24 protein-coding genes are annotated in these 25,824 nt (G+C 59.5%); 8 read left to right on the top strand and 16 right to left on the bottom strand.

What is annotated here, in order from left to right:
• Nucleotide 1: 1 nt before the first annotated feature.
• The 3 genes from KGB20_RS08845 to KGB20_RS08835 are packed head-to-tail and all read right to left on the bottom strand — an operon-like array spanning nucleotide 2 to nucleotide 7,160.
• The gene (locus tag KGB20_RS08845; protein ID WP_154909805.1) at nucleotides 2–2,713 is read right to left on the bottom strand and encodes a putative virulence factor; all 2,712 of its coding nucleotides are present in this window, start codon (nucleotides 2,711–2,713) and stop codon (nucleotides 2–4) included.
• Nucleotides 2,710–5,775 (bottom strand): virulence factor SrfB, encoded by a 3,066-nt coding sequence (locus KGB20_RS08840; RefSeq protein WP_102669372.1) that lies wholly within the window; start codon nucleotides 5,773–5,775, stop codon nucleotides 2,710–2,712. Before KGB20_RS08840 ends, KGB20_RS08845 begins: the two co-directional genes overlap by 4 nt.
• A gap of 17 nt (nucleotides 5,776–5,792) precedes the next feature.
• On the bottom strand, nucleotides 5,793–7,160 hold the full coding sequence (locus KGB20_RS08835; RefSeq protein ID WP_154909806.1) for an SrfA family protein: 1,368 nt from the start codon (nucleotides 7,158–7,160) through the stop codon (nucleotides 5,793–5,795).
• A gap of 267 nt (nucleotides 7,161–7,427) precedes the next feature.
• On the opposite strand from KGB20_RS08835, the gene KGB20_RS08830 reads away from it, so the two are divergent.
• Nucleotides 7,428–8,639: an aldose 1-epimerase family protein gene (locus tag KGB20_RS08830; protein WP_154909808.1), complete on the top strand. Its 1,212-nt coding sequence runs from the start codon at nucleotides 7,428–7,430 to the stop codon at nucleotides 8,637–8,639.
• Nucleotides 8,640–8,645: 6 nt separating this feature from the next.
• Here KGB20_RS08830 and KGB20_RS08825 read toward each other — a convergent pair whose 3' ends face one another.
• From KGB20_RS08825 to KGB20_RS08810, 4 genes are all read right to left on the bottom strand, one after another.
• Nucleotides 8,646–10,139, bottom strand: a complete 1,494-nt coding sequence (locus KGB20_RS08825; RefSeq protein ID WP_154860904.1) for a YifB family Mg chelatase-like AAA ATPase — start codon at nucleotides 10,137–10,139, stop codon at nucleotides 8,646–8,648.
• Nucleotides 10,140–10,499: 360 nt separating this feature from the next.
• Nucleotides 10,500–11,159, bottom strand: a complete 660-nt coding sequence (locus KGB20_RS08820; protein WP_223473482.1) for a hypothetical protein — start codon at nucleotides 11,157–11,159, stop codon at nucleotides 10,500–10,502.
• 101 nt (nucleotides 11,160–11,260) lie between these two features.
• A complete protein-coding gene (locus KGB20_RS08815) occupies nucleotides 11,261–11,707 on the bottom strand; it encodes a hypothetical protein (protein WP_154860905.1) in 447 nt (148 codons plus the stop codon).
• 461 nt (nucleotides 11,708–12,168) lie between these two features.
• A complete protein-coding gene (locus KGB20_RS08810) occupies nucleotides 12,169–12,429 on the bottom strand; it encodes an accessory factor UbiK family protein (RefSeq protein ID WP_008015521.1) in 261 nt (86 codons plus the stop codon).
• 421 nt (nucleotides 12,430–12,850) lie between these two features.
• Between KGB20_RS08810 and glnK the strand changes: the two genes are divergently transcribed.
• The 4 genes from glnK to sutA all read left to right on the top strand — a co-directional run bounded on the left by glnK (nucleotide 12,851) and on the right by sutA (nucleotide 15,626).
• Nucleotides 12,851–13,189, top strand: a complete 339-nt coding sequence (gene glnK, locus KGB20_RS08805; RefSeq protein ID WP_002555808.1) for a P-II family nitrogen regulator — start codon at nucleotides 12,851–12,853, stop codon at nucleotides 13,187–13,189.
• Nucleotides 13,190–13,224: 35 nt separating this feature from the next.
• Nucleotides 13,225–14,562, top strand: coding sequence for an ammonium transporter (locus tag KGB20_RS08800; RefSeq protein ID WP_057712776.1), 1,338 nt, complete (start codon nucleotides 13,225–13,227; stop codon nucleotides 14,560–14,562).
• Between the two features lie 213 nt (nucleotides 14,563–14,775).
• Nucleotides 14,776–15,201: a secondary thiamine-phosphate synthase enzyme YjbQ gene (locus KGB20_RS08795; RefSeq protein WP_057712777.1), complete on the top strand. Its 426-nt coding sequence runs from the start codon at nucleotides 14,776–14,778 to the stop codon at nucleotides 15,199–15,201.
• Nucleotides 15,202–15,302: 101 nt separating this feature from the next.
• Nucleotides 15,303–15,626: a transcriptional regulator SutA gene (gene sutA / locus KGB20_RS08790; protein WP_007980816.1), complete on the top strand. Its 324-nt coding sequence runs from the start codon at nucleotides 15,303–15,305 to the stop codon at nucleotides 15,624–15,626.
• A gap of 186 nt (nucleotides 15,627–15,812) precedes the next feature.
• Here the strand turns inward: sutA and KGB20_RS08785 are convergent, their stop codons facing one another.
• Genes KGB20_RS08785 through lptM form a run of 6 tightly spaced genes read right to left on the bottom strand, consistent with a single transcriptional unit; the run spans nucleotide 15,813 to nucleotide 20,429 of the window.
• A complete protein-coding gene (locus KGB20_RS08785; RefSeq protein ID WP_154860907.1) occupies nucleotides 15,813–16,520 on the bottom strand; it encodes an HAD family hydrolase in 708 nt (235 codons plus the stop codon).
• On the bottom strand, nucleotides 16,517–17,416 hold the full coding sequence (gene xerC, locus KGB20_RS08780) for a tyrosine recombinase XerC (protein WP_057712779.1): 900 nt from the start codon (nucleotides 17,414–17,416) through the stop codon (nucleotides 16,517–16,519). The genes KGB20_RS08785 and xerC overlap by 4 nt, the downstream gene beginning before the upstream one ends.
• Before the next feature lie 2 nt (nucleotides 17,417–17,418).
• Nucleotides 17,419–18,144, bottom strand: coding sequence for a DUF484 family protein (locus KGB20_RS08775; RefSeq protein ID WP_015097340.1), 726 nt, complete (start codon nucleotides 18,142–18,144; stop codon nucleotides 17,419–17,421).
• Between the two features lie 13 nt (nucleotides 18,145–18,157).
• Nucleotides 18,158–18,988, bottom strand: a complete 831-nt coding sequence (gene dapF, locus KGB20_RS08770; RefSeq protein WP_046039004.1) for a diaminopimelate epimerase — start codon at nucleotides 18,986–18,988, stop codon at nucleotides 18,158–18,160.
• Nucleotides 18,989–18,992: 4 nt separating this feature from the next.
• Nucleotides 18,993–20,240: a diaminopimelate decarboxylase gene (gene lysA, locus KGB20_RS08765; RefSeq protein WP_057712781.1), complete on the bottom strand. Its 1,248-nt coding sequence runs from the start codon at nucleotides 20,238–20,240 to the stop codon at nucleotides 18,993–18,995.
• Between the two features lie 12 nt (nucleotides 20,241–20,252).
• Nucleotides 20,253–20,429: an LPS translocon maturation chaperone LptM gene (gene lptM / locus KGB20_RS08760; protein ID WP_007980804.1), complete on the bottom strand. Its 177-nt coding sequence runs from the start codon at nucleotides 20,427–20,429 to the stop codon at nucleotides 20,253–20,255.
• Nucleotides 20,430–20,725: 296 nt separating this feature from the next.
• Between lptM and cyaY the strand changes: the two genes are divergently transcribed.
• The 3 genes from cyaY (at nucleotide 20,726) to rnk (ending at nucleotide 21,959) form a co-directional block, all read left to right on the top strand.
• Nucleotides 20,726–21,058, top strand: a complete 333-nt coding sequence (gene cyaY / locus KGB20_RS08755; protein ID WP_090452113.1) for an iron donor protein CyaY — start codon at nucleotides 20,726–20,728, stop codon at nucleotides 21,056–21,058.
• A gap of 4 nt (nucleotides 21,059–21,062) precedes the next feature.
• Nucleotides 21,063–21,281 carry a DUF1289 domain-containing protein gene (locus KGB20_RS08750; protein ID WP_154909822.1) on the top strand — a complete coding sequence of 73 codons (219 nt, stop codon included), beginning with the start codon at nucleotides 21,063–21,065 and terminating at the stop codon, nucleotides 21,279–21,281.
• Between the two features lie 267 nt (nucleotides 21,282–21,548).
• Entirely contained in the window at nucleotides 21,549–21,959 is a 411-nt protein-coding gene (rnk, locus tag KGB20_RS08745) for a nucleoside diphosphate kinase regulator (RefSeq protein ID WP_057712783.1), read from the top strand.
• Between the two features lie 7 nt (nucleotides 21,960–21,966).
• On the opposite strand, the gene KGB20_RS08740 is transcribed toward rnk, so the two are convergent.
• The 3 genes from KGB20_RS08740 to KGB20_RS08730 form a co-directional block, all read right to left on the bottom strand.
• Nucleotides 21,967–24,810, bottom strand: coding sequence for a class I adenylate cyclase (locus KGB20_RS08740; protein ID WP_154909823.1), 2,844 nt, complete (start codon nucleotides 24,808–24,810; stop codon nucleotides 21,967–21,969).
• 194 nt (nucleotides 24,811–25,004) lie between these two features.
• On the bottom strand, nucleotides 25,005–25,250 hold the full coding sequence (locus tag KGB20_RS08735; RefSeq protein WP_150814548.1) for a TIGR02647 family protein: 246 nt from the start codon (nucleotides 25,248–25,250) through the stop codon (nucleotides 25,005–25,007).
• Between the two features lie 209 nt (nucleotides 25,251–25,459).
• Nucleotides 25,460–25,744 carry a hypothetical protein gene (locus tag KGB20_RS08730; RefSeq protein WP_057712786.1) on the bottom strand — a complete coding sequence of 95 codons (285 nt, stop codon included), beginning with the start codon at nucleotides 25,742–25,744 and terminating at the stop codon, nucleotides 25,460–25,462.
• Nucleotides 25,745–25,824: the final 80 nt, after the last annotated feature.

Below are 25,824 nucleotides of genomic sequence, written 5' to 3'. Positions count from 1 at the left end.
CTTATCTCGCTGCGAAGGCTGTGAGCACTTGGCCCAGCCGTTCGTTCTGTTCAGGGGTGATTTCACGTCCAGCACCATGGCCAGCATTGTCCTGCGTGATGTAGGCCAGGCCCGAAAGCCAGTCGCCTAGATACCGTTGCGCCTGATTCGCCGGTTGCGCCGGCAGTACAGGCACTTGTCCAGGGCCAATGTCGGTGTAGAACGAAAACAAGGGCTCCTTGGCACCGGCGCGGCTGTTCGGACGCTCGCTCACCGGTTTCTGGAGGTAGCCGAACCAGGACACGAAATCGCGCAGCACGCGCTGCACTTCCAGCACCTGGCGCTCAACCAGTTGATCGCGCCGCGCGCCACTTTGTGCGCGCTTGAGGACGGCGCGGCTCAGTTGCCCCGGCAAATCCTGGCGATAGCCGGCGGTGATCAGTTCATCGACCACCGCTTCCAGCAAGGCCTTTTCCAGCCCCAGCAGGTTGAGCAGGCTTTGCCGGGTGGTCAGTTCACGCAAGTGCGCGATCCAGGCCTTGAACGCTGCTTTGGCGAAACGGTGCTCGTTGCTTTGCGGTTCGGGCGCCGGGGTGCCGGTTTTGCTGCTGACTGGCGCGTCGTGGCCCGGGTCGTCACTGAAATCGAAATTGAAACCGGTGTCATTGCCGTAGAGGCTCTGGCTCGGTGTCGGGGTGACCGGCTCGTCGTTCACGGCCGGCTCGTCATCGGTTTCGTACACGCCGCTGAGGTACAGGTCGCGCACCTCTTCGCTCGGTATGTCGAGTTGATCGATCAATTCACCAAGTACCGCCGGGCGACGGCCCAAGCCCGTCAGAATCATTTGCGCTTTGGCTTTCTTGGCGGCTGCGGCGCCGTCGTCGTCAGCGTGGTACCAGGTGCTCAGACCGTGAGTGGTCAGGCCTTCGAGGCATTCGCTCAATTGCTCGCGGATACGCTGCAATTTAAATTCGATATTGGCCACGCCTTTGAAACTGCCGCTGAAGTGGCTGATGCCACCGTCATCGTTGCGCAGCATTTCTGTCCAGGCGTTGACCGGATTCTTGATGTGTTTGCACACCAGAGCGTTGCTGGCGAAGCTGGTGCCCAGCGCGCTGACACGTTCCTGATAAATGGCATTGAGGCCGGTTTCCGCACCGGTTGCGTCTTGCCCGATGAACGCCGCATCCATACGCGGCTTGCGCACCAGGTAGGTGTTCTGGAACGGTGTACCGGCCCAGTCGTTCATCCAGCTCAGGCTACCGAAACGCTCCAGCATGGTCAGCTTGACCATGCCGTTCCAGCTCTCGTCGTACTGATCGGGTGTCAGACTCAGGGAGTTGGTAATGCGCAGGTCGAGCATGGTCAGCGCCCAGATCAGGCCGGTATCGCGCTTGCTGCGAGCAGCCGAGTCGGCGCCCTGGGTTTTTTCGATCCAGCGGGTCAGCACCGGACCCACGTCGTTGACGTCGCTCTGCTTGGTCGAACTGGTGCAGACCACCAGTGCGTTCATTTCCTGGTTGTCGGTGTAGCGTTCGAACAGGTAGGCGACCTTGCCGCGCAGGATCAGCTGGGAAACGGAGTTGTCCTTGGTACTGGATTGCGGGTCGTTGGAATCGGCGATCTCGTGCAGTTTCTGGCGCCCGCGATAACCGGGGAAATCCAGCAGGTCGACCTGATTGACGATGTCATCCACCGGCGCTTCGATCAGGCGGAAGGTCATTTCGGCGGTCAGTGCCGCCAGTTGCGCGACCGCAATCGCCTGACTGTTTTGCAGGCGATCGCCAACCAGCGGTCGAACCTCGATCGGTAAGTCCAGCGGGCTGCCGAAGCGTTCGAGGATGTCGACGTTCATGATGCTGTCGCGCTGGCTGTAGGTGTCGTTGTCGAAACTCACCAAGGCCTTCAACGGTGCGAACACGGTCTCGGGCAGCCCCAGCTTGTGCAGCGCGCCGGCCAGTTTCTGGTACACGCGTGTCAACTCGCTTTGTTCACCCCAGAGGATCGAAAACAGCTCGGCCCGTTCCTGGAAATTCAGGCGTGGCGCCAGCTGCAACGCTTTGGGCCAGAACAGGTGCTCAAGCTTCTTCACCGAGTTGCGAAAATTGTCGCGCAGGTAATCCCACAGCGACACCAGATCGTCGGCGTTGACGCCCGTTTGCAGCGGCCCGGTTTCGCGACCTTCGAACGGTTTGAGCACGCGCTGGATGCGCTCCTCGTCGATCTCGTAGGAAATCCGCTCAAGGTCGAAATCCTTGAACCAGGCGTTGGCGAGAATCTTCGCCAGCTCGATTTCCTTGAACAACGTAAGTTCTACCGGGAAGTCCTTGTCCTGACTTTCCGTCGCCCGACGGCTGAAGCGCGTTACCAGGCCGGTGGCTTCCTTGCCACCACCCACCGGGTTGATGTGCTTGATGAAGTCCAGGCGATGATCGCCGAACTCGGTTTCCAGCTTACCGTTCTGACCGGCGGCGAGGGCCGAAATCAGGTAGGACTTGCCGGCCTGGGACAAGCCGAAAAAGCCAATGGTCATCGGCGTGCAGGCCACGCGACCGAGGCTTTGAGCCAGGTTGCGGGCGCGGTGCAGGCGGATGTTCAGGTTGTCGGCTTCGCTGTCCAGGCGCGGCGCATTGCCGCGCGTCTGGTCAATCCAGTCCAGCGCCTGACCGGCGCCTTCATAAACAGCGGCCCAACTGGCAGAGAGCTGAGTTTGATCGGGGGTCAGGTCTTTCATTTGCGTTTCACACTTCCACTGTCGAGCCAGTACTTGGTCTCGCTCAGGCCGGCGTCGAGCATGGTGTTGAGTTCCAGCTCGAGGTCGCTGCGCGGGTTGAAGTTGACGTTGTTACTGTTGGATTCGATGTCGCGAACCGAGAGGCGGTCGCTGACCAGATCCTGCTTGCGCGTGTACTTGTCCGCCGGTTTGACCTCGAACCGCACCTTGAGCAGCGGGGCGCTGCCGTTTTCACCGGTTGCCCGGGAAAACTTCTCCCGACCCGCCTTGGTGAACCGCAAGGTATACAACGGCGAAGCGGCCCAGCGGTCAGCGGCCAACTGGCGGAAACCGAGGCGCAGGTCGCCGCGCATTTCCAGCTGCGGTGTGTCGGCGGCGTCGCCAACGCCAATTTCCGGTAGCTTGATTTTGTAGTCTTCGGACTGGATGTCGCGGTACAGCACGTCGGCATCCTTGATCACGTTGTTCAGATCGATGACGCCGATGTGCTTGACCGTTGAATACGGCTTGAGCGCCGATGCCCGGAAGTAGAAGTTCGGCACGCTGTGGTTGGCGCACAACAGGCAGAGCATGGCGCCGACCGAGGCGGTGCTTTTCGGGTCGTCGATCCGGCCGTTCTTGTGAAACGGATACCAGCCGCCGGTGCGGTAGTTTTGCAGCGCCAGAATACGCCCCGGTGGCAGCGGCAACAGCTTGCGAATGAACGCCTGGATGCCGGGCAGGCGCGAAGGGCGGCCGGTCAGCAGCAAGACATCACAGGGGTAATGCGCGACCACTTCACACAGCGCACCAAGGATCTTGGTGATGTTGATCTGGTCGTTGAGAAACGCGGCATGGAGCTTTTGCAGGTCGAAGCTGATCGGCGCGTCATACAGGTCGAAACCGCTCTGAGCGCCGACATCGCGACGCACGGCGACATTGACGTAGTCGAGTACGGTCTGGCTGATGGCATTGTCACCGAGCAATTGGCGGTAGCTTTGCGGGATGACTTCTTGCGGGACCTGCGGATCGTAATGCTCATACGCCTTGAGCAGCGCCAGGCCCAGCGGGGCGAACACCTGGAGGTTCAATTGTTGACGCAAGATCATGTCCTGGGCGCTGACCGATTCATCGCCACACAGCCGTGACATCAGTGAGTTCGGGGCCTTTACGCCGGCGTTCTGCAAGGCTTTTTCGAAACTCGGCAGGATGAAGTCCTGGATCACGTCCAGCAGGATGTCGTCGCCGGCCACTTTGAAGCCATCGCGAAAACGCTGTTCCGGCACGATGTGCACGTTGCTGCCGCTGCCGGTATTGCCCGCACGGTCGAGGCGATAGTCGGTGATCACCAGGTCGGTGGTGCCACCGCCGATGTCGATGGTCGCGAGGGTGATGCGTTGGCGGTCGACCTTGTCCGGCCGGGCGATGGTGTCAAAAAACTCTTCCGGGTGACCGGCGAAGTTCTCGTTGACCTCAGTGTACAGGTACACCAACTGGCCGCAGGACGCTTCGTCCCATTCCACGCGGATACTCGGGATCGGCGTGCGCGGGCTGACGGCCTGATCCTGATGTGGATCTTCCTCGCCGGCATGCCAGCCGAGGCTTTTCCACACCAGGCCGATGGCTTGCAGCATGCGTTCGTTGAGGATGCTGCGCTCGGCCTGTGGCATGCCCGGTGGCACAGTCAGGGTAATGCTGTTGAGCTGGCGCGGCACGCGGGTGTGACCCTGGCGCGAACGCTGGGCCGGGCTGTTGATTTGCGACAGCGCCTGGGCCAGTACTTCGGCGAGCATGAAGGTCATTAGCGAGCTGCGTGAGTAACGCGGCATGAACACCGGCAGACGATCGTCTTCTTCGAGGCTGTAAAGCGCCTCGCCGGTTTCGTTGATCAGGTGCGAGAACGGCGCGGCGGTGGCGTACGGCTCATTGTCGGTCTTTATATACGAGCAGTTGAAACGCCAGCCGTGGCCATAGGCGTTTTCGTCCCACAGATAGCGTTTCGGGCTGGACAGGCCAGTGGAGCCTTCGGTGCCGCGACGACGACTGGCCAGACGACTGGCCTCATTGCCGACACGGGCAATCGTCGCCCATTGGAACGCATCGTGGCGACCGCTCTTGACCGAGCAGTGGTCCTTGCCGAAGTACGCCTGGGAGAACTCCACGCGGCTTTCAAACGGCAGGTTATAGGTGTGTTCCGGGGTGATCAGGTCACGCAGTTCCAGCACATAATTCTGCTTCAGTCCGGAGCCGGCCTGACCGTGATTTTCGATCAGGATGCCGCAGGTGCGCGAGTTGCCGACGTCCAGCACCAGGTCCACCGGTATGGGTTTGACCAGGCCATTGCTGTCGTTTGCGACCACTTTCAGCTCGGGGATTTCAACTTTCGCCCGGGCCTTCGACTCCTGGGCGGCTGACGGTTTGCTCAACAGGCTGAGCAAGTTGAGGTAGTGCGCCAGGTGATGGTTGGCGCGAATATCGATGTCCAGCTCTGCGCGCGAACGGTGGGCATTGCCCTCATTGAACACTTCCAGCAACCACTCGTTGACCCACGGCTGCGCCAGGAACCAGCGGGTTTCGCTAGCCTTGGTCGCCAGTTTGAAAGACACGCCGGAGCTGATGTCTTCATCGTTCGGCGCCAGATAGGCAGTGCCGTCACGTTTGGGCATCACACGGCTGTCGAACGCCATCGTCAGGCGGTGGGTATTACCGTCGATGTCAGGAGTTGCCAATTTCACCAAACGCATGCGCGACCAGTTGGTCGGACCTTCGTCGAAGCGATGCGGCGGCATGAAGCGGAAAAACGGGATCGGCAGCCAGATACCGTCGAGCAAATCGAGGCTGCTTTTCATGTCGACGCTGAACGCAGGTTTGGCTTTTTCGACCTTTTCCGGTTCGGGTTCGTAGAAAAAGAAGTCTTTCTCTTCGTTGTACGCCAGGCGGCAGATCAGCCCGCTGATCATCGGTGCGAACTCGCCCGCCGGTTCCTTGCGGGGATCCAGGCGCAGGGCGAAATCCATGAACTGGATGCCGGTGTCGCTGACCAGTGTGACGGTGTCTTCGAATTGAGTGACTTCAGGCAACATGTCGGGTTATTCCGTTTTTATTCGGCCACTTGCCGCATGGACATGGGGAATTGTTCTTTTCCGTAACCACCGGTGCAGTCTGCGATCGTGGTCGCCCCTGGGCGGCAGCTGACCTTGGGCATGTCGTAAGTGCTGCCATCGCCGCAAACGGCCTGGCCCTGGCTGTCGATGGCCAGGCTGCCACCCTTCATAGTAGCGCTCACCGGCCCGCTGCATTTCGAGCCGTCGGCCTGATGTACGGTGACTTGGCCCTTACCGTCCTTGAGTTGGTACTCCAGACGTAGCGGTTTGCCGGTTCGGCGATCCTGAATCCCGGCGCCTGCGCTGTACTGTCCATCGAGAAACTTGGCGGCACCGTCGGCGGCGTCTGGCGGGATGCTCAGGGGCGGGCCGGGTTTGGCAGCGGCGGGTTTTTCTGCCTCGGGCGATGTGACATCCGGCGGCGCGGTTTTGTTTTCTGGTGGCTCAGTTTTGTTTTCAGCTGCCGGGTCTATGGCCGGGTCTTTGGTCAAGTCGGCGGGTGCCATGTCAGCCTCGTTACCCTCGACGGCCGGCGTTTCCACACCATGCGTTCCAGTCACGGCGGTGCCGGTTCCAGTGGTCGAGCCTATAACGGTGCCTGTCACCGGAACGTTGTTGAGTGTCGTGACATTTCCGGTCAGTGGCGGCTCTTCCAGTTGTTTTTCTACTGGCACAACGCCGTCAGGCAGCAAATCTACCGCCACCAACGGAATCGGTACGCACCCTCGCAGGCCGAGCAACAGCCACAAAAGCAGCAGCAGGAGCGGCAGCAGCAACAGCCACCACCAACGACGCCACCACGGACGAGCAACCACCGGCACAACGGGCGGAACAACAGGCGCTTCGACCTCGGGTGGCAGCGTGAACGCGGGTGGTACCTGATAGAGGCAGTGCAGGGGATCGCCATTGCCGGTGCCGGCATGCTCGAAACCCCAGAAAGTCAGCACCGGTTTGCCTTGCACCAGGTAGACGAAGTTTTCGTCCGGGAAATGAATCACGCGCTTAAGTAGCTTACCGAACACGGCTTTGTCGCCTTGCGGCTGTTCGGCGGAGTCCGTACCCAGGAAACGCTGGCTCAATTCTTCGAGCGCGGTCTTCAGCGCTTCAAGCTGGCGGCGGGCAGGGGCACGTTCTTCTTCGGTCGCGCTGCTCCACGGAATCACATCGCCGTCGAGAGCGCTGTACCAATCGATCTGGTTCCCGAGTTCATCGCTTTGAGGGATGGCCAGATGATCGACCAACTCGGGGTTCTTGCGGCGAATGGCTTCGCGCAATTGCAGGGCTGCTCGGTAGACCGGTTGACCTGTTTCGCCGAGGGCAGTGAATGACCCGCTCTTACCGCTGCGTAATAGTGCCCCGCGCATTCAAACTCCATACGATCCGTTGCGCAAAAATGACAGACAAATGTGTCTGTACTTGCTCCTGCATTTAGCGGGCGACATTAGTGTCATAATGATATCGCCGTCAATCTGCCGGAGGTTTAAACCTTATGAGACTAACGTAAGCGTGCGGAGGTTGCATAAGGTCAAATTTAATTAGCTTGGGAAGGCTCGGGCGTAAGCTTTTTTATGCTTGCTGAATCGTTTCATCAGCGCTATAAAAAATGCACAACTCCAAGAAAGGCTTTCCCCATGTCCCCGCTCAAACTCCTCGTTGTCCTTGGCGCGCTGTCCGCCTCCCACGCCATGGCCTGGGATTACGTCCTGCTCGACAGCGACAAGGCCGCGCAAAACTGGCAGATCACCAGCCAGCAACTCGGTGTGAAAACCGACCAACCCTTCTCCGTGACACTTCGTACCTTGCACGGCGGTCGGCAAGAGGGCGTCAGCATCGTCGACATCGATAACGGCAAGATGAAACTCTCGGTGGTGCCGACTCGCGGCATGAACGTCTTGCAGGCCTCGGTCGGCAATGTGCGCATGGGCTGGGATTCGCCGGTCAAGGAAGTGGTCAACCCGTCCTTCATCGAACTCAATGGTCGCGGTGGCTTGGGCTGGCTGGAAGGTTTCAATGAGCTGGTCACCCGCTGCGGCTACGAATGGGTCGGCCATCCCGGCATGGACAACGGTGAACTGCTGACCCTGCACGGCCGCGCCGCCAACATTCCGGCCAACAAAGTCACCCTGCACATCGATGAAAAACCGCCATACGCCATCAGCCTGCGTGGCGAGCTGAAAGAGCAGGCGTTCAAGAAAGTCGACTTCTCCGTGGCGACCGAATTGGTCACCGAACCCGGCAGCGTAACGTTCGCCCTCAACGACACCCTGACCAACAACGGTGACTATCCGAAGGAATACCAGGCGCTGTATCACAGCAACTTCAGCACGCCGTTCCTGGAACAGGGCGCCCGCTTCGCCGCGCCGGTGAAACAGGTCTCACCGTTCAACGACAAAGCCAAAGGCGATCTGCCGGACTGGCAAACCTACCGCGCACCGACCAAGGACTACGACGAGACGGTTTACAACGTGGTGCCGTATGCCGATGCCAAGGGCGATACGTTGACCGTGTTACATAACAAGGCCGGCAGCCTGGGCGTTTCGGTCGGCTTCAATACTCAAACACTGCCCGTGTTCTCCCTGTGGAAAAACACCGATACCCAGGGGCAGGGCTATGTCACGGGGCTGGAACCGGGGACGAGTTTTTCCTACAACCGCCGGTATCAGCGCCCATTGAACCTGGTGCCGACGATTGGGCCGAAGGAACACAAGCAGTTCCGCATCAGCTACAGCTTGTTGGCGGATAAGGCGGCTGTGGATAAGGCCTTGAAACAGGTGAGCGAGATTCAGGGTGGGCGGGAGACTGAGGTGCGGCAGACGCCGTTGGTTGACCTCAAGAAGGTGTGATGCTGACTAGAGTGTTGCCGGCCGATATTGCAGAGCCTCGGCCAAGTGTTCACGGGTGATGCCATCGACTTGCTCAAGGTCCGCCAAGGTGCGAGCAACCTTGAGCAGTCGATGGGCCGCTCGCAGCGACAAGGTCAGCCGTTCACACGCCGTTTCCAGCCAGGTTTCGTCAACTGTGGATAACTTGCAGTGTCTGCGCAGGCCCGGCAAATCGAGGAATGCATTGGCACAGCCTTGGCGCTTTTGTTGCCGTTCTCTTGCATCGGCAACCAACTCGGCGGCGGTGGCAGTATCGTCGCCGGGTTTCAACGCAGGATTTAACGCCGTGGCTTCGCGAGCAACCGTCAGGTGCAGATCGATACGATCCAGCAGCGGCCCCGACAATTTGTTGCGATAGCGCTGAACCATGTCCGGCGTACAGGAGCAACGGCCGCTCGGCTCGCCAAGATATCCACAGGGGCAGGGATTCATCGCTGCGACCAGTTGAAAGCGCGCCGGGAAGCGTACGCGGTCCTTGGCACGGGAGATCACGATGTGGCCGGATTCCAGTGGCTCTCTCAACACCTCCAATACCTTGCGATCAAACTCCGGGAGCTCATCGAGGAACAGCACACCGTGGTGGGCGAGGGTGATTTCACCGGGCTGCGGTTTCGAGCCGCCCCCCACCAGCGCGGGGCCGGACGCCGAGTGATGCGGTTGGCGAAACGGCCGCTGCGGCCAATGGCTCAACGGCGAGCAACTGACGACCGACTGAATCGCCGCCACTTCCAGCGCTTCATTTTCGGCGAGCGGCGGCAGCAATCCCGGCAAGCGGCTCGCCAACAGGGTTTTCCCCGTTCCCGGCGGCCCGCTGAACAACAGGTTGTGAGCACCAGCGGCAGCGATCAGCAGCGCACGCTTGGCCGCGAGTTGCCCCTGCACTTCATTCAAGTCGGGGTAGGGTTTGCTGGCGTAGAGCAGGCCATTGGAGACATAAGGCTCAATCGGTGTATGCCCATTGAAATGCGCAACGGCCTCAAGCAGATGATCCACCGCAATTACTTTCAGTCCCGAGGCCAGGCACGCCTCTTCAGCGTTAGCTCGCGGCACCATCAACCAGCGCCCGGCCTTGCGCGCTGCCAGCGCCGCTGGCAAGACCCCACGAACCGCCCGCACGGCACCTGATAACGCCAACTCCCCAAGGCATTCCGCATCATCGAGCGTCAACGTAGGCACCTGCACACTGGCCGAGAGAATTCCCAGGGCAATCGCCAGATCGAACCGCCCGCCATCCTTGGGTAAATCCGCCGGCGCCAGATTCAACGTGATACGCCGCGCCGGAAACTGCAGCCCCGAATTGATGATCGCGCTACGCACCCGGTCCTTGCTTTCCTTAACCGCCGCCTCGGGCAGACCGACCATCGTCAGCGACGGCAAACCATTGGCCAGGTGGACTTCAACGGTGACAGCGGGCGCATCCACGCCAATCTGGGCGCGGCTGTGGACGATGGAGAGGGACATGGTCGTTCCTTGAGATGACGGGAGCCGCTTCCTGCGGGTTTTTGAAGGGTAGTCGTGGAGTCCGGTCGGATAGGAGGGAAACTTTCGCAGAATGTTGCTGAAGCCACGCACTGTAACATCAGCCAAACGCTGAGTTCGGCTGCGCAGCTGTCGTAAAACCTGCTGGCAAAGTCAGCCTGACACACCCCTGCGCATTTATTTCGCGTGTAAATCAAGCAACTTATGTTGAGGCAGCTTGTTTGGAAGAGGTTGTGTCGTCAAACAAGCTATTATCGCCGTCCAGGATTTTTCTGGCGAAGATCTCGGCAATCATCTTCTTTTTACCTTCTGCGACATTCGTAAAGTAGTTGAAGTCTAAATCTATCCAGTGCTTAAGTTTGGCTTCATAGTTGTTTGGATACTGTGCTTGCAGCACCGGGGCAAGCCCTTGTAATGGTCAAGGACACTTTGGGAGAAGTTTGTGAGTTTTCCAGTGCTGTTATATTCAAACTCTGCTTCGGCCACCACTTTCTGTCGCCATGCAAATTCTTGTTTGGCTGACTCTTCCAGTGCTGCCCGCCTTTCATTCACGGTAAAGGTGCCGCTATCATCGTAAGTAATTAAAGCCAGCTGATCCATGGGCATCCCCGAAAACGGATTTTTGCCGAGTCCGTTTGTATACTGTGTCGCACTTTTGGCGCGCGCTAGTAATGTGGCACTATCTGTGTCGGGAACTTCAGAGTCGTATTTTGATTTGTTGGTAGTATAATTAGTGCCCTCCAATTCGTTGAATGTGTTATTAGCCATCGAACTCAGTTCCGTTCTAGTTAGGCGTGCATCCCGGGCCTGTGCGCGTACTGAGGCTTCGCTCAATTGGCTCGCTAGCGTGGAAACGGTACTGCTATCTCGTGCGTTGCCAAATGGGACTTGGGGTGTGCTTTGGTTGACGCCTGGGTTTTTGCCGGGAGTCGCTGTCAATTTTTTTGTTTCAGCCAGCGCTTGGCCGCTGTTAGCTGCAAAATTGTTTAGTGAGTTAACCATTTTTTGCCACTCCCTGTTCGATGACATAAAATATAATATGTTGCCTAATAAATGTTGATGTTTTGGCAAGATCTTATAAGCCGATTAAGGCGCTACATGCTTTATTTCATGGTGATTACTATTGACCAGGCATAGGTGGACGGATTTGCTTTAGTTACCTTGATAGTGCAGGCGGCCCCACCACTAGGCGTGGCCGTATTATTCCATTTTGGAATTTTACTCGCACCAAAGCCAGGAGTAGTCACAAATGTAGCTAAATAAATACATGTCTTGTTGCCAATTTGATATCGCAAATTAGCATGATTGTAATCAGGTGATATCTGGCTTTGTATGACGTACGTATCTGAGCCATTTGCAATCACGGACGCTTGTGGAGTAGGTGATGCGTTTGCTTTCGTTATAGCTTCGTTGTTTGTTATGGGGGTGTACGTAGCAGGCTGTGTTCCAAGGTTCTTGAATGTGACTGTAACAGACGGCCCAGCGACCGCTGAACTTATGTGAAATGCAGTCAATGCGAAAGCGGCAATTAAAGACTTGGATGTTTTCATGGGTGTTGCTCCTTGTGGTGTTGCTAACAGTATTCCATTTAAAAAGTTGTGCTCATCACAAACTATTATCTAAGCCATGTAACATGGGCTTAAACTTTTTCGAGCGAATTGGCGAACCGAAGCCTGCGGAAATACTGGCAGGCCCGAAGGTCTTCCATGCACGGCCGTAATTCGAGAAAGGAATAAATCTCTGGTTCGAACGTGGTCACGGTGCGTCGGGTGCTGTTCGAGCCGCTAAACCCATTGCTGGCTAATCAGTTGGGAGTGAGCTTAGGAACCGGAGCTTTGCTGCGCAATCGGAAGGGGAGTGAGATCTTTGTAGGAAGTTGCCGGGATTCTTGCGGGCTTGAAGAGCGCAGGTTGCGGCAATTCCTACAGGTGAGTCTGAAGGTCGTGGCGACCATTTCGCGAGCAGGCTCGCTCCCACAGTGGATTGGGTTCCACAGTGAGCATTTGCGGTGTTATTCGGCTGGTGGGTTCAGTTTCGCTTCCAGCTCGGCGACTTTCGCTTCGAGGCTTTCGAGGCGGGCCCGTGTGCGCGCCAGCACGACCATCTGACTGTCGAATTCTTCGCGACTCACCAAGTCCAGTTTGCTGAAGCCGCTCTGCAGCAACATTTTGAACTGGCTTTCGATTTCAGCTTTCGGCAGTGGCGTGTCACCGCTGAAAAGGCGGGAGGCGGTGCCGGTGAGGGCGTCGAGGAAGTCTTTTGGCGCGAGCATGGGCAATGTCCTGGAAACAATGACGGGCAGTGTATCACGCAGTGTCTATAGTCATTTGCGCGGGCAAGGGATGCACGCTTTTCGCGCATTGGGACAGGCGGCGTTGCACCGTTGTTGTGCGTAACGTGCGGGGTCTTGTCGCGAAGTATCCACCATCCACCTGTAATGGCTTGAAAACAGTCGGTTTTGTGGAGATGGCAAGCTTTCTGCTTAGATGCTGGTGACCCATGCACTGATGCAGTCGCTGTGACGAATGCAGTGCGCCAAACGGAACGCGGGGGAGTGTTTCGTGAGGAGCGGTTAGCTGGCGTCGAACGGGCAGGTAAGGCCGACGATGCGTTACAAAGCCAGGCACTGCGCTTAGACTTGAGACGGGTTTGTTTTCCTGGGGCAAGTCCACCAAATTCGGGAGAGAGTTTTCATGAAGCTAGTCACTGCCATCATCAAGCCGTTCAAGCTGGACGACGTACGCGAGTCGCTGTCCGAGATCGGCGTGCAGGGCATTACCGTCACTGAAGTCAAAGGCTTTGGTCGGCAGAAGGGTCACACCGAGCTGTATCGCGGTGCGGAATACGTGGTCGATTTCCTACCCAAGGTGAAGATCGACGTCGCCATCGACGATAAGGATCTGGACCGGGTAATCGAGGCCATCACCAAGGCTGCCAACACCGGCAAGATCGGTGACGGCAAGATCTTCGTGGTCAATCTGGAACAGGCGATTCGCATCCGTACCGGCGAAACCGATACCGACGCGATCTAAGCCGCCACAAACCCAACGCCCCAGGAGAAAACAATATGACTCTGCGTAAATTCGCAGGGCTAGGAGCCCTGTTGTCCATCGTAATGCCCAGCCTTGCTCTGGCGGCAGACGAAGTGGCGGCCCCAGTCCTCAACTCCGGCGACACCGCCTGGATGTTGACCTCGACAGCTCTCGTGCTGTTCATGACCATTCCCGGCCTCGCGCTGTTCTACGGCGGCATGGTTCGGTCGAAAAACATTCTTTCCGTGATGATGCAGTGCTTCGCCATTACCGGTCTGATCAGCGTCCTGTGGGTCATTTATGGCTACAGCATCGCGTTCGACACCACGGGCATGGAGCAGGGCGTCGTCAACTTCAACTCGTTCTTCGGCGGCATGGGCAAGGCGTTCCTTGCGGGTGTCACGCCAGCGAGCCTCACCGGCCCGGCAGCGCTGTTCCCCGAGGCGGTGTTCATCACCTTCCAGATGACTTTCGCGATCATCACCCCGGCGCTGATCGTCGGTGCGTTCGCCGAGCGGATGAAGTTCTCCGCGATGCTGATTTTCATGGGTATCTGGTTCACCCTGGTGTATGCGCCGATTGCGCACATGGTCTGGTCCGGCAACGGTGGCCTGATGTGGGACTGGGGCGTTCTGGACTTCGCCGGCGGCACCGTGGTGCACATCAACGCCGGTGTAGCAGGCCTGGTTGCTTGCCTGGTGCTGGGCAAGCGCAAGGGTTTCCCGACCACGCCGATGGCGCCGCACAACCTCGGTTACACCCTGATGGGCGCGGCCATGCTGTGGGTTGGCTGGTTCGGTTTCAACGCCGGTTCCGCCGCTGCGGCCAACGGCACCGCCGGCATGGCGATGCTGGTGACGCAAATCGCTACCGCTGCTGCTGCACTGGGCTGGATGTTTGCCGAGTGGCTCACCCACGGCAAGCCTAGCGCACTGGGCATCGCTTCGGGCGTGGTTGCCGGTCTGGTGGCAATCACCCCGGCTGCCGGCACCGTTGGCCCGATGGGCGCGTTGGTAATCGGTCTGGCGGCTGGCGTGGTGTGCTTCTTCTGCGCCACCACCCTCAAGCGCAAGCTCGGCTATGACGATTCCCTGGACGCCTTCGGCGTGCACGGTATCGGCGGTATCCTCGGCGCAATCCTGACCGGTGTGTTCGCTGCTCCGTCCCTGGGTGGCTTCGGCACCGTGACCGACATCGCCGCACAAGTGTGGATTCAGTGCAAAGGCGTGGGCTTCACGGTGATCTACACCGCGATCGCTACATACATCATCCTCAAGGTGCTGGATGCGGTCATGGGCCTGCGTATCAACGAAGAAGAAGAAGCGGTCGGCATCGATCTGGCGCTTCACAACGAACGCGGCTACAACTTGTAAGCAAGCGCGTAAAAAACTGCCCGGCTTGCCGGGCATTTTTTTGTCTGGAATTTGTCGTTGAAGGCCGAGCTGAAAGGTTTTTTCCTACAGGTTTTATGATGTTTACGTCGGGTGTTTTTGTGCAGCCAAAGGCTTACAGGATTGAAGGAATATTAGGGCCTTTGTTTTTTCACAGAGCGCGCTAGAATGCGCCCCGAACGTGCGGAGAACTGTATGTGGCAACAGACTCTGATTACCTTGCGGGCGAGGCCCCGGGGCTTTCATCTGGTAACGGACGAGTTACTCGCCGGCCTGCCTGAACTCAAGGCGTGTCGGGTCGGTCTGTTGCACTTGTGGCTGCAGCATACCTCGGCGTCGTTGACTATCAACGAGAACGCCGATCCGGCGGTACGTCGCGACTTCGAACGATTTTTCAATCGTCTGATCCCACAAGGAACAGACGGCTATGAGCATAACGACGAAGGCCTGGACGACCTCCCGGCGCACTTCAAGGCCAGCGTGCTTGGCTGTCAGCTCAGTTTGCCGATTGCGGCAGGCCGGTTGGCGTTGGGGACCTGGCAAGGCGTTTATCTGGGCGAGCACCGTGATCATGGCGGTGCCCGTAAAGTCCTCGCCACCGTGCACGGTGAAGGGGCATAACCGCTGGTCAGCAGCGGCTGTTGATTTTTTTCCGGCAGCCTTCGACAGAGGGCAAAGCTGGGCTATAACTAATCTGCTTTTCGCAAGTCATGAGGTAGAACATGAGCGACGATGATCTGGAAAACGACGACCTCGAAGTAGGCGACGACGACGAAACCGAAGAAGGTCTGGAAGCAGCGGCGGAAGACGTCGCTGAAGACGACGGTGGTGATGCGCCGGTTCCGACCGCCAAAGGCAAGGCCAAGGCAGCGGTATCGGTCGATGAGCTGCCGAGTGTCGAAGCCAAGAACAAGGAACGCGATGCCCTGGCCAAGGCCATGGAAGAGTTCCTGGCTCGTGGTGGCAAGGTGCAGGAAGTGGAGGCCAATGTGGTCGCAGATCCTCCCAAGAAGCCTGACAACAAGTACGGCAGCCGGCCTATCTGAGCCTGCTACCCGCTTGCTGAAAAAGCCCGCCGTCGCTGCGGGCTTTTTCATGCCTGAAACAAAAAACATGAAACCTGTGGTGATCCCTGTGGGAGCGAGCTTGCTCGCGATGGCGGAGTGTCAGGCAACATTTATTTTGAATGTTAAGCCCTCATCGCGAGCAAGCTCGCTCCCACAGGTTTTGTGTCAGGCCGAGGCCTTGTTCCACCGCGCCAGCAATGCAGGCAACTCGGTCAGGCTGCGAATCTCGGCATCTGGCAAATGTTCAGCCTCCCAGGCCTTGCCCGCCGGGTTGAACCAGATTGCGCGCAATCCCGCTTGCTGCGCCCCGGCAATGTCATCACCTGGATGATCGCCGATATGCACCGCCGTTTCGGCGGTCGCGCCGCCGCGCTGCAAGGCCTCGTGAAACAGTCGCGCATCGGGTTTGGCGATGCCGATGTCTTCGGCGCACAACGCAAACTTGAAGTAGTCCGCCAGCCCCAGCCGACGCACATCGGCGTTGCCGTTGGTGACCACGCCGAGGGCGTAATGATTGGCGAGGATTTCCAGGGTCGGTTCAACCTCCGGAAACACATCGATCTGATGGCGAGCGTGCAGAAACACTTCAAAACTCTTGTCCGCCAGATCCGACGCCTTGTCATGCCCATAACCGGACTCTTCCAGTGCGTGGAACAGCACACGCCGACGCAGCGCGCTGATGCGGTGCTTGAGGCCAGGCTCGTTGCTCAATACGCGCTCACGAATGGCCCACAAATGTTCCACCGGCACTGCCCCCAGGTTGGGCGCGTGCTCGGTCAGCCATTCACGCAAAACGGCTTCGGCGCTGACGATGACGGGGGCGGTGTCCCACAGGGTGTCGTCGAGGTCGAAGGTGATCAACTGAATACTCATGAATCGTCGCCTTTCATGCGTTTGGCCCGTGGGTGGGCGCTGTCGTAGACCGCTGCCAGATGCTGGAAGTCCAGGTGGGTGTAGATCTGTGTGGTCTTGATGTCCGAGTGTCCGAGCAGTTCCTGCACCGCGCGCAGGTCCTGGGACGATTCCAGCAAATGGCTGGCGAAGGAGTGCCGCAGCATGTGCGGGTGCAGGTTCTGCCCCAGTTCGCGCTCGCCGGCAGCCTTGACCCGCACCTGGATCGCCCGGGGGCCGAGGCGGCGGCCTTGCTGGCTGACAAATACCGCATCGTCCGTCGGGTTGGCCATGGCTCGCAATGGCAGCCACTGCTCCAGCGCTTCGCGGGCCTTTTTTCCTACCGGCAGCAGGCGGGTCTTGCTGCCTTTGCCGAGCACCTGGACCATGCCGTCAGCCAGATCGAGCTGATCGAGATTAAGCCCCGTCAGCTCCGAAAGCCGCAAGCCGGAGGAATAGAACAGCTCGAGAATCGCTTGGTCCCGACGTGCCAGAAAGTCATCCTCGACCCCACCTTCCAACAGTTGCAGGGCGCGGTCGGTGTCGAGGGTTTTCGGCAGGCGGCGTTCGCCTTTGGGCGGCACAAGGCCATTGGCCGGATCGTGGTCGCACAGGCCTTCGCGGTTCAGGTAGTGATAGAGCCCGCGAACGGCTGACAGTAATCGCGCCAGGCTGCGGGACGATTGGCCTTGGGCGTGCAGACGGGCAACCAGGCTACGCAGGCGCTGGATGTCCAGCGCCGTCCAGCTGCCGATATTCTGTTTGACGCACCAGCCCAGCACTTTATCGAGGTCGCGGCGGTAGGCCGACAGTGTGTGCGGCGACACCTGCCGCTCACTGCGCAGGTGTTCGCAGTAAGCGTCCAGTTGTCGTTCCATGTTCAGCGTACCGAGCGCAGGGAATTGTTGACCCGTGGCAGCACGCGACCCATGACTTCAGCGATGTAGCTCAGGAACAAGGTGCCCACCGAGCTTTTGTAGTGCTGCGGATCACGGCTGGCTATGGCCAGGATGCCGTGGATACCCTGGTGGCTGATGGCGACAACCGCGGTGGAGCCGATCTGCTTGCGTTGTTCTTCGCCGAACAGGAAGTCCAGTTCATGCTCGCGCAGGCTGCCGCTGACGCTTTTGTCTTCCGAGAGCAAACCGCCGATGGCCACTTGAGCTTCGGCGTGGGTGACCCAGCGGCCCACCGGCATGGCGTTGTCGCCGAGCAGGATGAGGCTGACGAAGGGCACCTGGAACTCCTGGCGCAGGCTGTCTTCGACGCACATCACCACGTCTTCCAGGCTGGCAGCATCCATCAATGCCAGGATCAGGCGACGGGTCTTTTCGAACAGGCGGTCGTTGTCCCGGGCCACGTCCATCAAATGCGACAGGCGATGACGCAGTTCAATGTTGCGGTCGCGCAGGATGGTCATCTGACGCTCGACCAGCGACACGGTATCGCCGCGCCGATGGGGGATACGCAGGGACGGGAGCAGTTCTTCGTGCTCGACGAAGAAGTCCGGATGAGCCTCCAGGTACGCGGCTACAGCCGCCGCCTCGAGGCTTTCGGACGGTGATTCGTCAGCTTGTCGTGCGGGTACCTGAGGCTTGTCGGTCATGGATTTCGCTCACTCAAAGACGCACTTGTCCTTCATATACGCGCACTGCCGGGCCGGTCATCATCACCGGTTGGCCAGGGCCTGCCCATTCGATGGACAAGCGCCCGCCAGGCAGGTCGATCAATAGCGGCGAATCCATCCACCCCTGGCTGATCGCGGCCACTGCGGCGGCACAGGCGCCGGTTCCGCAAGCCTGGGTTTCCCCGGCTCCACGCTCCCAGACGCGCAATTGCGCGCGGCTCCGGTCGATGACCTGGAGAAAACCGACATTGACCCGTGCCGGGAAGCGCGGGTGATGTTCGATTTTCGGGCCCAGTTCATGCACCGGCGCGTTGTTGATATCGCTGACCCGCAGCACGGCATGGGGGTTGCCCATGGACACGGCGGCCAGATCGACCGGGGTGCCGTCGACGTCGACCTGATAACTCTTGGCCTGCTCCGGTGCCTGGAACGGAATATCCGCCGGCACCAGGCGCGGGGCGCCCATGTTGACGCTGATCTGGCCGTCGTTACGCACGTCGAGCTCGATGACGCCGCTTTTGGTCTCGACGCGAATCAGCCGCTTTGCGGTCAGGCGCTTGTCGAGCACGAAACGGGCGAAGCAGCGCGCACCATTGCCGCACTGTTCCACTTCGGAGCCGTCGGAGTTGAAGATCCGATAGCGGAAATCCACGTCCGGGTTGCTCGGCGCTTCAACGATCAGCAACTGGTCGAAACCGATGCCGGTGTGCCGGTCGCCCCATTGCTTGGCATGCTTGGGCAGAATGTGCGCGTGCTGGCTGACCAGGTCGAGGACCATGAAATCATTGCCCAGGCCGTGCATCTTGGTAAAACGCAGCAGCATGGTTTTACTCCGGCAGCAGGCTTTCGCCAGCATACAACTCGGCTACCGTTTCACGGCGACGCACTTCAAATGCCTGATCACCGTCCACCAACACTTCTGCGGCACGGCCGCGGGTGTTGTAGTTGGAACTCATGACAAACCCGTAGGCACCGGCCGAATGCACGGCCAGCAGGTCGCCTTCCTCCAGCGCCAGCTGACGATCCTTGGCCAGGAAGTCGCCGGTCTCGCAGATCGGGCCGACGATGTCGTAGGCGCGGGCAGCGGAGGTGCGCGGGCTCACGGCAGTGACGTCCATCCAGGCCTGATACAGCGCCGGGCGGATCAGGTCGTTCATGGCGGCGTCGACGATGGCGAAGTCTTTGTGTTCGGTGTGCTTGAGGTATTCGACCTGAGTCAGCAGCACGCCAGCGTTGGCGACGATGAAGCGGCCCGGCTCGAACACCAGCGCGAGGTCACGACCGTCGAGACGCTCGCGCACGGCCTTGATGTAGTCGGCAGCCAGTGGTGGCTCCTCGTCCTTGTATCGTACGCCCAGGCCACCACCGAGATCGATGTGGCGCAGGTAGATGCCGCAATCGCCAAGGCGATCGACCAGGCCCAGCAGGCGGTCGAGAGCATCGATGAAAGGCGGCAGGGTGGTCAGTTGCGAGCCGATGTGGCAATCGACGCCGACCACTTCCAGGTTCGGCAGCTGCGCGGCACGCACGTACACGTCTTCGGCGTCGGCGATGGCGATGCCGAACTTGTTCTCTTTGAGACCGGTGGAAATGTACGGGTGGGTGCCGGCATCGACGTCCGGGTTCACGCGCAGCGAAATCGGCGCGCGAACGCCCAGTTCGGCGGCGACCACCTGCAGGCGTTCCAGCTCGTCGGTGGATTCGACGTTGAAGCAGTGCACGCCGACTTCCAGGGCGCGACGCATGTCGTCACGGGTCTTGCCGACGCCGGAGAACACAATCTTGTCGGCGCTGCCGCCAGCGGCCAGTACGCGTTCCAGCTCGCCACGGGAGACGATGTCGAAACCGGCGCCAAGACGCGCCAGGACATTCAGGACGCCCAGGTTGGAGTTGGCCTTGACCGCGTAGCACACCAGGTGCGGTGTGCCGACCAGCGCATCGGCGTAAGCCAGGTATTGGGCTTCGATGTGCGCGCGCGAGTAAACGTAGGTGGGTGTACCAAAGCGCTCGGCGATGGCAGACAGGGCAACACCTTCCGCGAACAGTTCACCGTCACGGTAGTTAAAAGCGTCCATGAGGTTCCCTTATTATTGGTAGACGTCGTGCTTGTGTGCTTTGGAGGCAGGCTGCTGCTGCGACGACTTGGCTTGCTCCACAGGGTCCTGGTCTTCATCGGGCAGGTACAGCGGGCCTTTTTGACCGCAGGCCGACACAAGGCAGGCAACCGCGAGGAGCGCAGCAAGGGAAGAGATCAGGCGCTTCATGGCGAAATCCTTGAAAATGCATTAATTGCGCCGGAGTATACCGGCCACCCGGCAGCTTGCCTATGCAACGGACCGCCCGTCCGGCGGGGCTCGGCCCGATGCCGGTCGGTATCATGCAATCCTTGTGGGAGCGGGCTTGCTCGCGAAGGCGTCGTGTCAGTCGACATCAATGTTGAATGTCAGTCCGTATTCGCGAGCAAGCCCGCTCCCACAGGTCGTTATCCTTTGCAATCGACGGAGCTCGGTCGTATCTTGCGGCGCTTGAGCCTGATCAGACACTTTTTGAGGTTGCCGTAATGAGTTTGTCCGAAGCGCGTTTCCATGACCTGGTCGATGCCACCCAGCAAACCCTGGAGGACATCTTTGACGAAAGCGACCTGGATATCGACCTCGAAAGCTCGGCCGGCGTGCTGACGGTCAAGTTCGAGAACGCCAGCCAGTTGATCTTCAGTCGCCAGGAGCCGCTGCGCCAGCTGTGGCTGGCGGCGGTGTCCGGTGGTTTCCACTTCGACTACGACGAAGAAAGCGAGCGCTGGATGTGCGACAAGAGCGAAGAGCAGTTGGGTGAAATGCTTGAGCGTATCGTCCAGCAGCAGGCCGGTGTCGAACTCGATTTCGAAGGCCTGTGAGATCGTGACCCAGCCTGCGCCTGTCCGTGCGCCCAAACCGCTCTACAGCAATGTCAGCCCGGCGGTACCGTCGCCCTGCAGCGGTGTGTGCCGGCTGAACGACCAAAAAGTGTGTCTGGGCTGCTTCCGTCATGTCGAAGATATTCGTGAGTGGCGTTCGGCCGATGATCAGCGTCGGCGCGTCATTTGCGAGCAGGCTGCCCACCGCAAAGCTTCAGCCTAGTGAGTCATTGTGGCGAGGGGGCTTGCCCCCGTTGGGTCGCGTAGCGGGCCCAAGTTTTTACGGCTACTGCGCAGCCGAACGGGGGCAAGCCCCCTCGCCACAGGAGTTCTCTACAAGTCCATAGCGTCGGTTTGGCCATGACTTGTATATTTTTTGAGCTGTGATAGTGTCCAGAAACGCCTCAACCCATCGAGGCTTGTGAAAACCCCGCCTTTTTCTGGCGGGGTTTTGCTTTTTTCGTGCAGAAGAAAGGAGTCTGCCCAGATCATGACCTCACCTTCCATCACCCTTACCCGTCTGGACGTCCAGCGTCTGGAGCGTCTGATCGACAGCCTGGACGACACGCTGCCGGGCGTTATTGCGCTGCAAACCGAACTGGATCGCGCCGATACCGTGGTCGGCCACGATGAAGTGCCGGCGGATGTCGTGACCATGAATTCCCGAGTGCATTGCCGCGAAGAAGGCAGTGGCAAGGACTACCACCTGACCCTGGTGTACCCCAAGGATGCGAATGCCGACGAAGGCAAGGTCTCGATCCTGGCGCCGGTGGGCAGTGCGCTGCTCGGCCTGAAGGTTGGCCAGCACATCGATTGGCCGGCTCCGGGCGGCAAGACCCTGAAGCTGACACTGCTGGAAGTCGAATCGCAGCCGGCCAATGGCGGCGCGTTCCCGGAGTGACTCCCCCTCAGACCTGATCGAGCGCCTCGTTCAATGCGTGCTCCAGGTCGGCTTTGTAGCGCAGGTACAGATGGGTGGAACTCTGACCTTCACCGAGCAGGCCTGACAGGTCGAGGTCGGTGATGTAGCAGCGGTAGCGTTCGGTTTCCCGGCGCTGCCCGACGATTTCCCGGGCGACCACGCGGAACAACTGGTCGCCATGTTCCAGCTCGGAAAATTCCCGTTGATTGCAATACAGCGTCACCTGCACCTGACCCGGTGCGGCTTTGCCGACGATCGCCTGCACGTCGTAGAGCGGCTTGTTCACTGGCGTCTGCGGCACTGGCCGGGCTTCGATGCGGCGTGCGCGGCCAGGGCCTGACGGCAGCAACTGGCAGTACAGGGTGTCGAGGTTCAGCGGGTGGGCTGCGTCCATCGGCAACAAGGCATCGCGACGGTACTGGATCGATTGCAGGAAACGCTGCAGCGGCACCAGCAGGCTTTGCTCATCGTGCCAGGGCAGGCGTTGCTGCCACAGGGCGTTGAACTCATCGAGCACGTACAGATCAGCCTGATCTTCGTTGACCCTATAGAACACTTGAATGCAGTCCGGTTGGCCCGTTGGCAGGAACAGTGCGAGGTCGTGGTCTTCCAGTGCCTTCGGATCGAGGTGCAACGGGCTGTAGCTCGCCATTTCTTCGCCCAGGTAATCGATCAGTGCCGACAGAGTGGCCAGCGCGATGTGCTGGACCTGGCCCGACACCAACTCCAGCACGTGGTAGTGCTGCTGGACCTGGATCAGGTAGCGATGATTGAGCCGGCTCAGCAGCAGGTTCTGCGCGGTATCGAGGATTTCCTCGACCCGTTGGGCAATGAACTGCGCGCGGTTATGGCAGAAGCAACGCACCCGCAGCTTCGGCTGTTGCGGCCCGGCCGGCAGGTTATTGAGGTAGTCGCGGATGCAGTCGAGCAGGGCGTGGGGACCGTCGTAACGGCCAACCAGCACTTCGTTCCAGCTATTGAGCGTGACCTGGTCCAGAGTCAGCACCAGATTTTCCCGGACACCCGCGTAACTCAGGGAGTCGGTGCGCTCGGTGGTCATGAGGATGTTCAGGTCGCGATGGTGCTTGAGCGGATCGATGCCGACATTCACCAGGATCAGCACTTCACTCGGCACACTGGCGCGCAACAGAGGTTCCTCGGCGACGGTGGGCAAGGGCAGGGCGATGGTCTGTTGCAGGCTGCCGAGCAGGTTGAACAGTTCGAATTCGCTCAAGTCGCTGGTGCCGGGGTGCAAGGCCAGGCGGGTACTGCTGTCGATCACGCCATTGCGGTGGCACCAGGTCAGCAGTTCGAGCAAGTGACGGCTGCGTTTGATCGGCGCGAAATGCTCCCACTCCAGTGCCGTCAGGCTGCCGTTGTACAAGCCCCACTGGCTTTGCCCCGGCTCTTTCCTGTTCGGTGCGTACACCAGCGTCAGGGTGTCTTCAGCCAGGTCCGGGGCGATGCCGGGATTGATGAATTCGACTTTACCGGCCTTGCGCTCGAAAGCGGCGTACAGGCGACGGCCGAGGACACTCAGGTCGCGCTTGTTGATGCGGCTGACCGTTTGTTCGTGACGGGCAAACTGCGTGAGGAAGCGGTAGCTGTAGTTCAGCTCGTTGACCAGTGCCCGCCGCTCGGAGCCGACCTGGCGGACTTTCCACTGGCTGCGGCTGTCGAGCAGGGTCAGTTGACGCTGGTCCCAGTGCCATTCATGGGCCAGGCGTTCAAGCAAGGAGCGCTGCCAGCTCTGGGTGCGGCTGTTGCCGGTGAGTTTGCGATTGACCTTCAGGTACAACGCGCGTCGCACCAGTTCCAGCCGTTCCGGTTCGTTGCGGGCGATCAGGTATTCCTCGATGCGCCGATACACCACGACATACGGATCCAGTTCGTCGAGGTCGAGGCGGTTGGCGAACACCGCTTGCTTGAAGCGCAGGCTCAGGCAATGGACCCTGGGGTGTTCACTGGCGTAAACCTCCGTCAGCAGCAGCTTGAGTACCGACTTGTAGGGCGACTCGATGCCCTTGAACAACTGCCAGAGCCCGGCACCGATAAATTCGCCGGGCGGGATGTAGGCCAGGTTGCCGAGGTCGAGGGTTTCATCGGCACGTATGAAGCGTTTGGAGATCAAGGCATGGGTGTAGCGGTCGTAGCTCGACTCTTCGTAGACCGGCACCAGCCACCAGATCGGTGTGCGTCCGGCGAGCCAGATCGCGGTGCGGTAAAACTCGTCCAGCAACAGGTAGTGCTGGGTGGTGCCGCAATCTTCCGAGCTCAGCTGGGTATCGCGCTCACCGCGGACGAAACGGCTCGGGTCGATCAGGAAAAAATGCGCTTCGGCGCCCTGGCTGGCGGCCCAGGCTTCCAGCAACTGGCATTTCTTGCGCAGCTCGGCGAGTTCGTTTTCGGTCCGGTCCGGCCCATGGCAGACCCACACATCCATGTCGCTCTGGTCGGCCTGGGCCAAGGTGCCGAGGCTGCCCATCAGGAACAATCCGTGAATCGGCCTCGGCGGGTTGCTGCCGTGGCGCGGCTTGTAGGAAAACGAGCGGGTCAGGCGCTGGGCTTCAGCGAGGACATTGGCATCCGGCTCGAAATTCGACAGCCCGGCCGGCGTACTGCCGGAAACGTAACCGGGCAACAGCGGATGGTTAACGTGGAAAAACAGCGGCAGCAAGGTCAGGACCCCTTGCTGGCGGGTCGACAACCCTTCCATGGCGCGAGCCATGCGCCCTTCGTTGAGTTTCAGAAAACGTGCGCGCAGCTGGCTGAGAACCTTGCGGTCGATTCCCTCGTCCAGATCGGGGCGGATTTCATGGATGCGCGTCATGTCAGCTCAAACCGGCTCGCAGGGCTCGGACGTGGGGCTCTTCGGATGAGGGGCAGTTTAGCGCCTTGAGGCGAGGACTTTTAAGCTGATTTTGTTTTTCTGGCGTCAGATTTCTATCGGCTGCAGACAGAAATCAGGGGGATGTGCCCGCGGAAATCCCTGGATCGGGGTCTCCGTGGGCGATGCGGCAGAATTCAGGCTGTTACTTCGGCGTTAAGAATGGTCAGCACGGCTTGCACATTTTGCGCGGCGTCACGACCCAGGCTGGTCAGGTAACCGCCATCAGGCTGGTCGGTCAGTTCTTTTTCAAAGAGGCGTTTGGCGGCGGCAACGTGTTTCGGGGCAGCGGTCTGATGAATTTTCAGACCTTCCTGGGAACTGTCCAGGTTGAAGAGTGCGAGGACTTCCAGTTCGGCAACCAACTCAGGGGTAAGCGACATAAGGACTCCAGACTTTCTAGGAATTGGACGACAGCGCCCCTAAGGTGAACCCGCTTGTCCGGCATGTCCAGTGCTCGCGACAGGGTTTTTTTCCTCTGTAGGAGCGAGCTTGCTCGCGAAGGTCGTCAACGATGACGCGTAAAACCAGATGCCCAGCGGCGCTCTCGGGTTTTTCGCGAGCGGGCTCGCTCCTACAGGGAGGTGTGGGCTTACTGCTTTTCCGGTGGCAACTCGGGCAAGGCGCGCAGGGCAGCTTCGTACCATTCGGTGTTGAACGCGCGGTCTTCTTCGAGGATCGCGTCGATTTCTACCGCCAAAACGTGAGCCATCAGGTTGAGGATTTCTTCCCGCTCGTAACCCACCAGCGTCAGCTTGTTGAACGTCGCCTTGGCAGCCGGCGGGTTGTCGCTTTCGATCTGGTTTTCGATGGCCTGGATCAGGGTGGTTTCGGCGAACTCTTCTTCGTCGTTGTCGATATCGGTTGGCTCGCTCATGGCAGGCTCCTCAGGGAAAGGCGGCCAGTTTACCCGCATTCAGCGGCGTGATGCTGCTGGCAAGAATCCCGGCAGCGTTC

The sequence above is a fragment of the Pseudomonas sp. BF-R-30 genome (genome assembly GCF_019956175.1).
GTDB classification, from domain to species: Bacteria; Pseudomonadota; Gammaproteobacteria; order Pseudomonadales; family Pseudomonadaceae; genus Aquipseudomonas; species Aquipseudomonas jessenii.
The sequence above is the reverse complement of the archived record's forward strand: the minus strand, read 5'-3'. Positions and strand labels throughout refer to the sequence as shown.

What these genes read in the sequence shown, in the direction of transcription:
- KGB20_RS08810 (WP_008015521.1), bottom strand. Translation starts at nt 12,429, where the DNA reads ATGCTCGCGCCAAAAGACTTCCTCGACGCCCTCACCGGCACCGCCTCC.
- KGB20_RS08840 (WP_102669372.1), bottom strand. Translation starts at nt 5,775, where the DNA reads ATGTTGCCTGAAGTCACTCAATTCGAAGACACCGTCACACTGGTCAGC.
- glnK (WP_002555808.1), top strand. Translation starts at nt 12,851, where the DNA reads ATGAAGCTAGTCACTGCCATCATCAAGCCGTTCAAGCTGGACGACGTA.
- KGB20_RS08730 (WP_057712786.1), bottom strand. Translation starts at nt 25,744, where the DNA reads ATGAGCGAGCCAACCGATATCGACAACGACGAAGAAGAGTTCGCCGAA.
- KGB20_RS08845 (WP_154909805.1), bottom strand. Translation starts at nt 2,713, where the DNA reads ATGAAAGACCTGACCCCCGATCAAACTCAGCTCTCTGCCAGTTGGGCC.
- xerC (WP_057712779.1), bottom strand. Translation starts at nt 17,416, where the DNA reads ATGGAACGACAACTGGACGCTTACTGCGAACACCTGCGCAGTGAGCGG.
- KGB20_RS08830 (WP_154909808.1), top strand. Translation starts at nt 7,428, where the DNA reads ATGTCCCCGCTCAAACTCCTCGTTGTCCTTGGCGCGCTGTCCGCCTCC.
- KGB20_RS08800 (WP_057712776.1), top strand. Translation starts at nt 13,225, where the DNA reads ATGACTCTGCGTAAATTCGCAGGGCTAGGAGCCCTGTTGTCCATCGTA.
- KGB20_RS08825 (WP_154860904.1), bottom strand. Translation starts at nt 10,139, where the DNA reads ATGTCCCTCTCCATCGTCCACAGCCGCGCCCAGATTGGCGTGGATGCG.
- KGB20_RS08795 (WP_057712777.1), top strand. Translation starts at nt 14,776, where the DNA reads ATGTGGCAACAGACTCTGATTACCTTGCGGGCGAGGCCCCGGGGCTTT.
- rnk (WP_057712783.1), top strand. Translation starts at nt 21,549, where the DNA reads ATGACCTCACCTTCCATCACCCTTACCCGTCTGGACGTCCAGCGTCTG.
- lptM (WP_007980804.1), bottom strand. Translation starts at nt 20,429, where the DNA reads ATGAAGCGCCTGATCTCTTCCCTTGCTGCGCTCCTCGCGGTTGCCTGC.
- KGB20_RS08735 (WP_150814548.1), bottom strand. Translation starts at nt 25,250, where the DNA reads ATGTCGCTTACCCCTGAGTTGGTTGCCGAACTGGAAGTCCTCGCACTC.
- KGB20_RS08835 (WP_154909806.1), bottom strand. Translation starts at nt 7,160, where the DNA reads ATGCGCGGGGCACTATTACGCAGCGGTAAGAGCGGGTCATTCACTGCC.
- KGB20_RS08820 (WP_223473482.1), bottom strand. Translation starts at nt 11,159, where the DNA reads ATGGTTAACTCACTAAACAATTTTGCAGCTAACAGCGGCCAAGCGCTG.
- dapF (WP_046039004.1), bottom strand. Translation starts at nt 18,988, where the DNA reads ATGCTGCTGCGTTTTACCAAGATGCACGGCCTGGGCAATGATTTCATG.
- sutA (WP_007980816.1), top strand. Translation starts at nt 15,303, where the DNA reads ATGAGCGACGATGATCTGGAAAACGACGACCTCGAAGTAGGCGACGAC.
- KGB20_RS08775 (WP_015097340.1), bottom strand. Translation starts at nt 18,144, where the DNA reads ATGACCGACAAGCCTCAGGTACCCGCACGACAAGCTGACGAATCACCG.
- lysA (WP_057712781.1), bottom strand. Translation starts at nt 20,240, where the DNA reads ATGGACGCTTTTAACTACCGTGACGGTGAACTGTTCGCGGAAGGTGTT.
- KGB20_RS08785 (WP_154860907.1), bottom strand. Translation starts at nt 16,520, where the DNA reads ATGAGTATTCAGTTGATCACCTTCGACCTCGACGACACCCTGTGGGAC.
- KGB20_RS08740 (WP_154909823.1), bottom strand. Translation starts at nt 24,810, where the DNA reads ATGACGCGCATCCATGAAATCCGCCCCGATCTGGACGAGGGAATCGAC.
- KGB20_RS08815 (WP_154860905.1), bottom strand. Translation starts at nt 11,707, where the DNA reads ATGAAAACATCCAAGTCTTTAATTGCCGCTTTCGCATTGACTGCATTT.
- cyaY (WP_090452113.1), top strand. Translation starts at nt 20,726, where the DNA reads ATGAGTTTGTCCGAAGCGCGTTTCCATGACCTGGTCGATGCCACCCAG.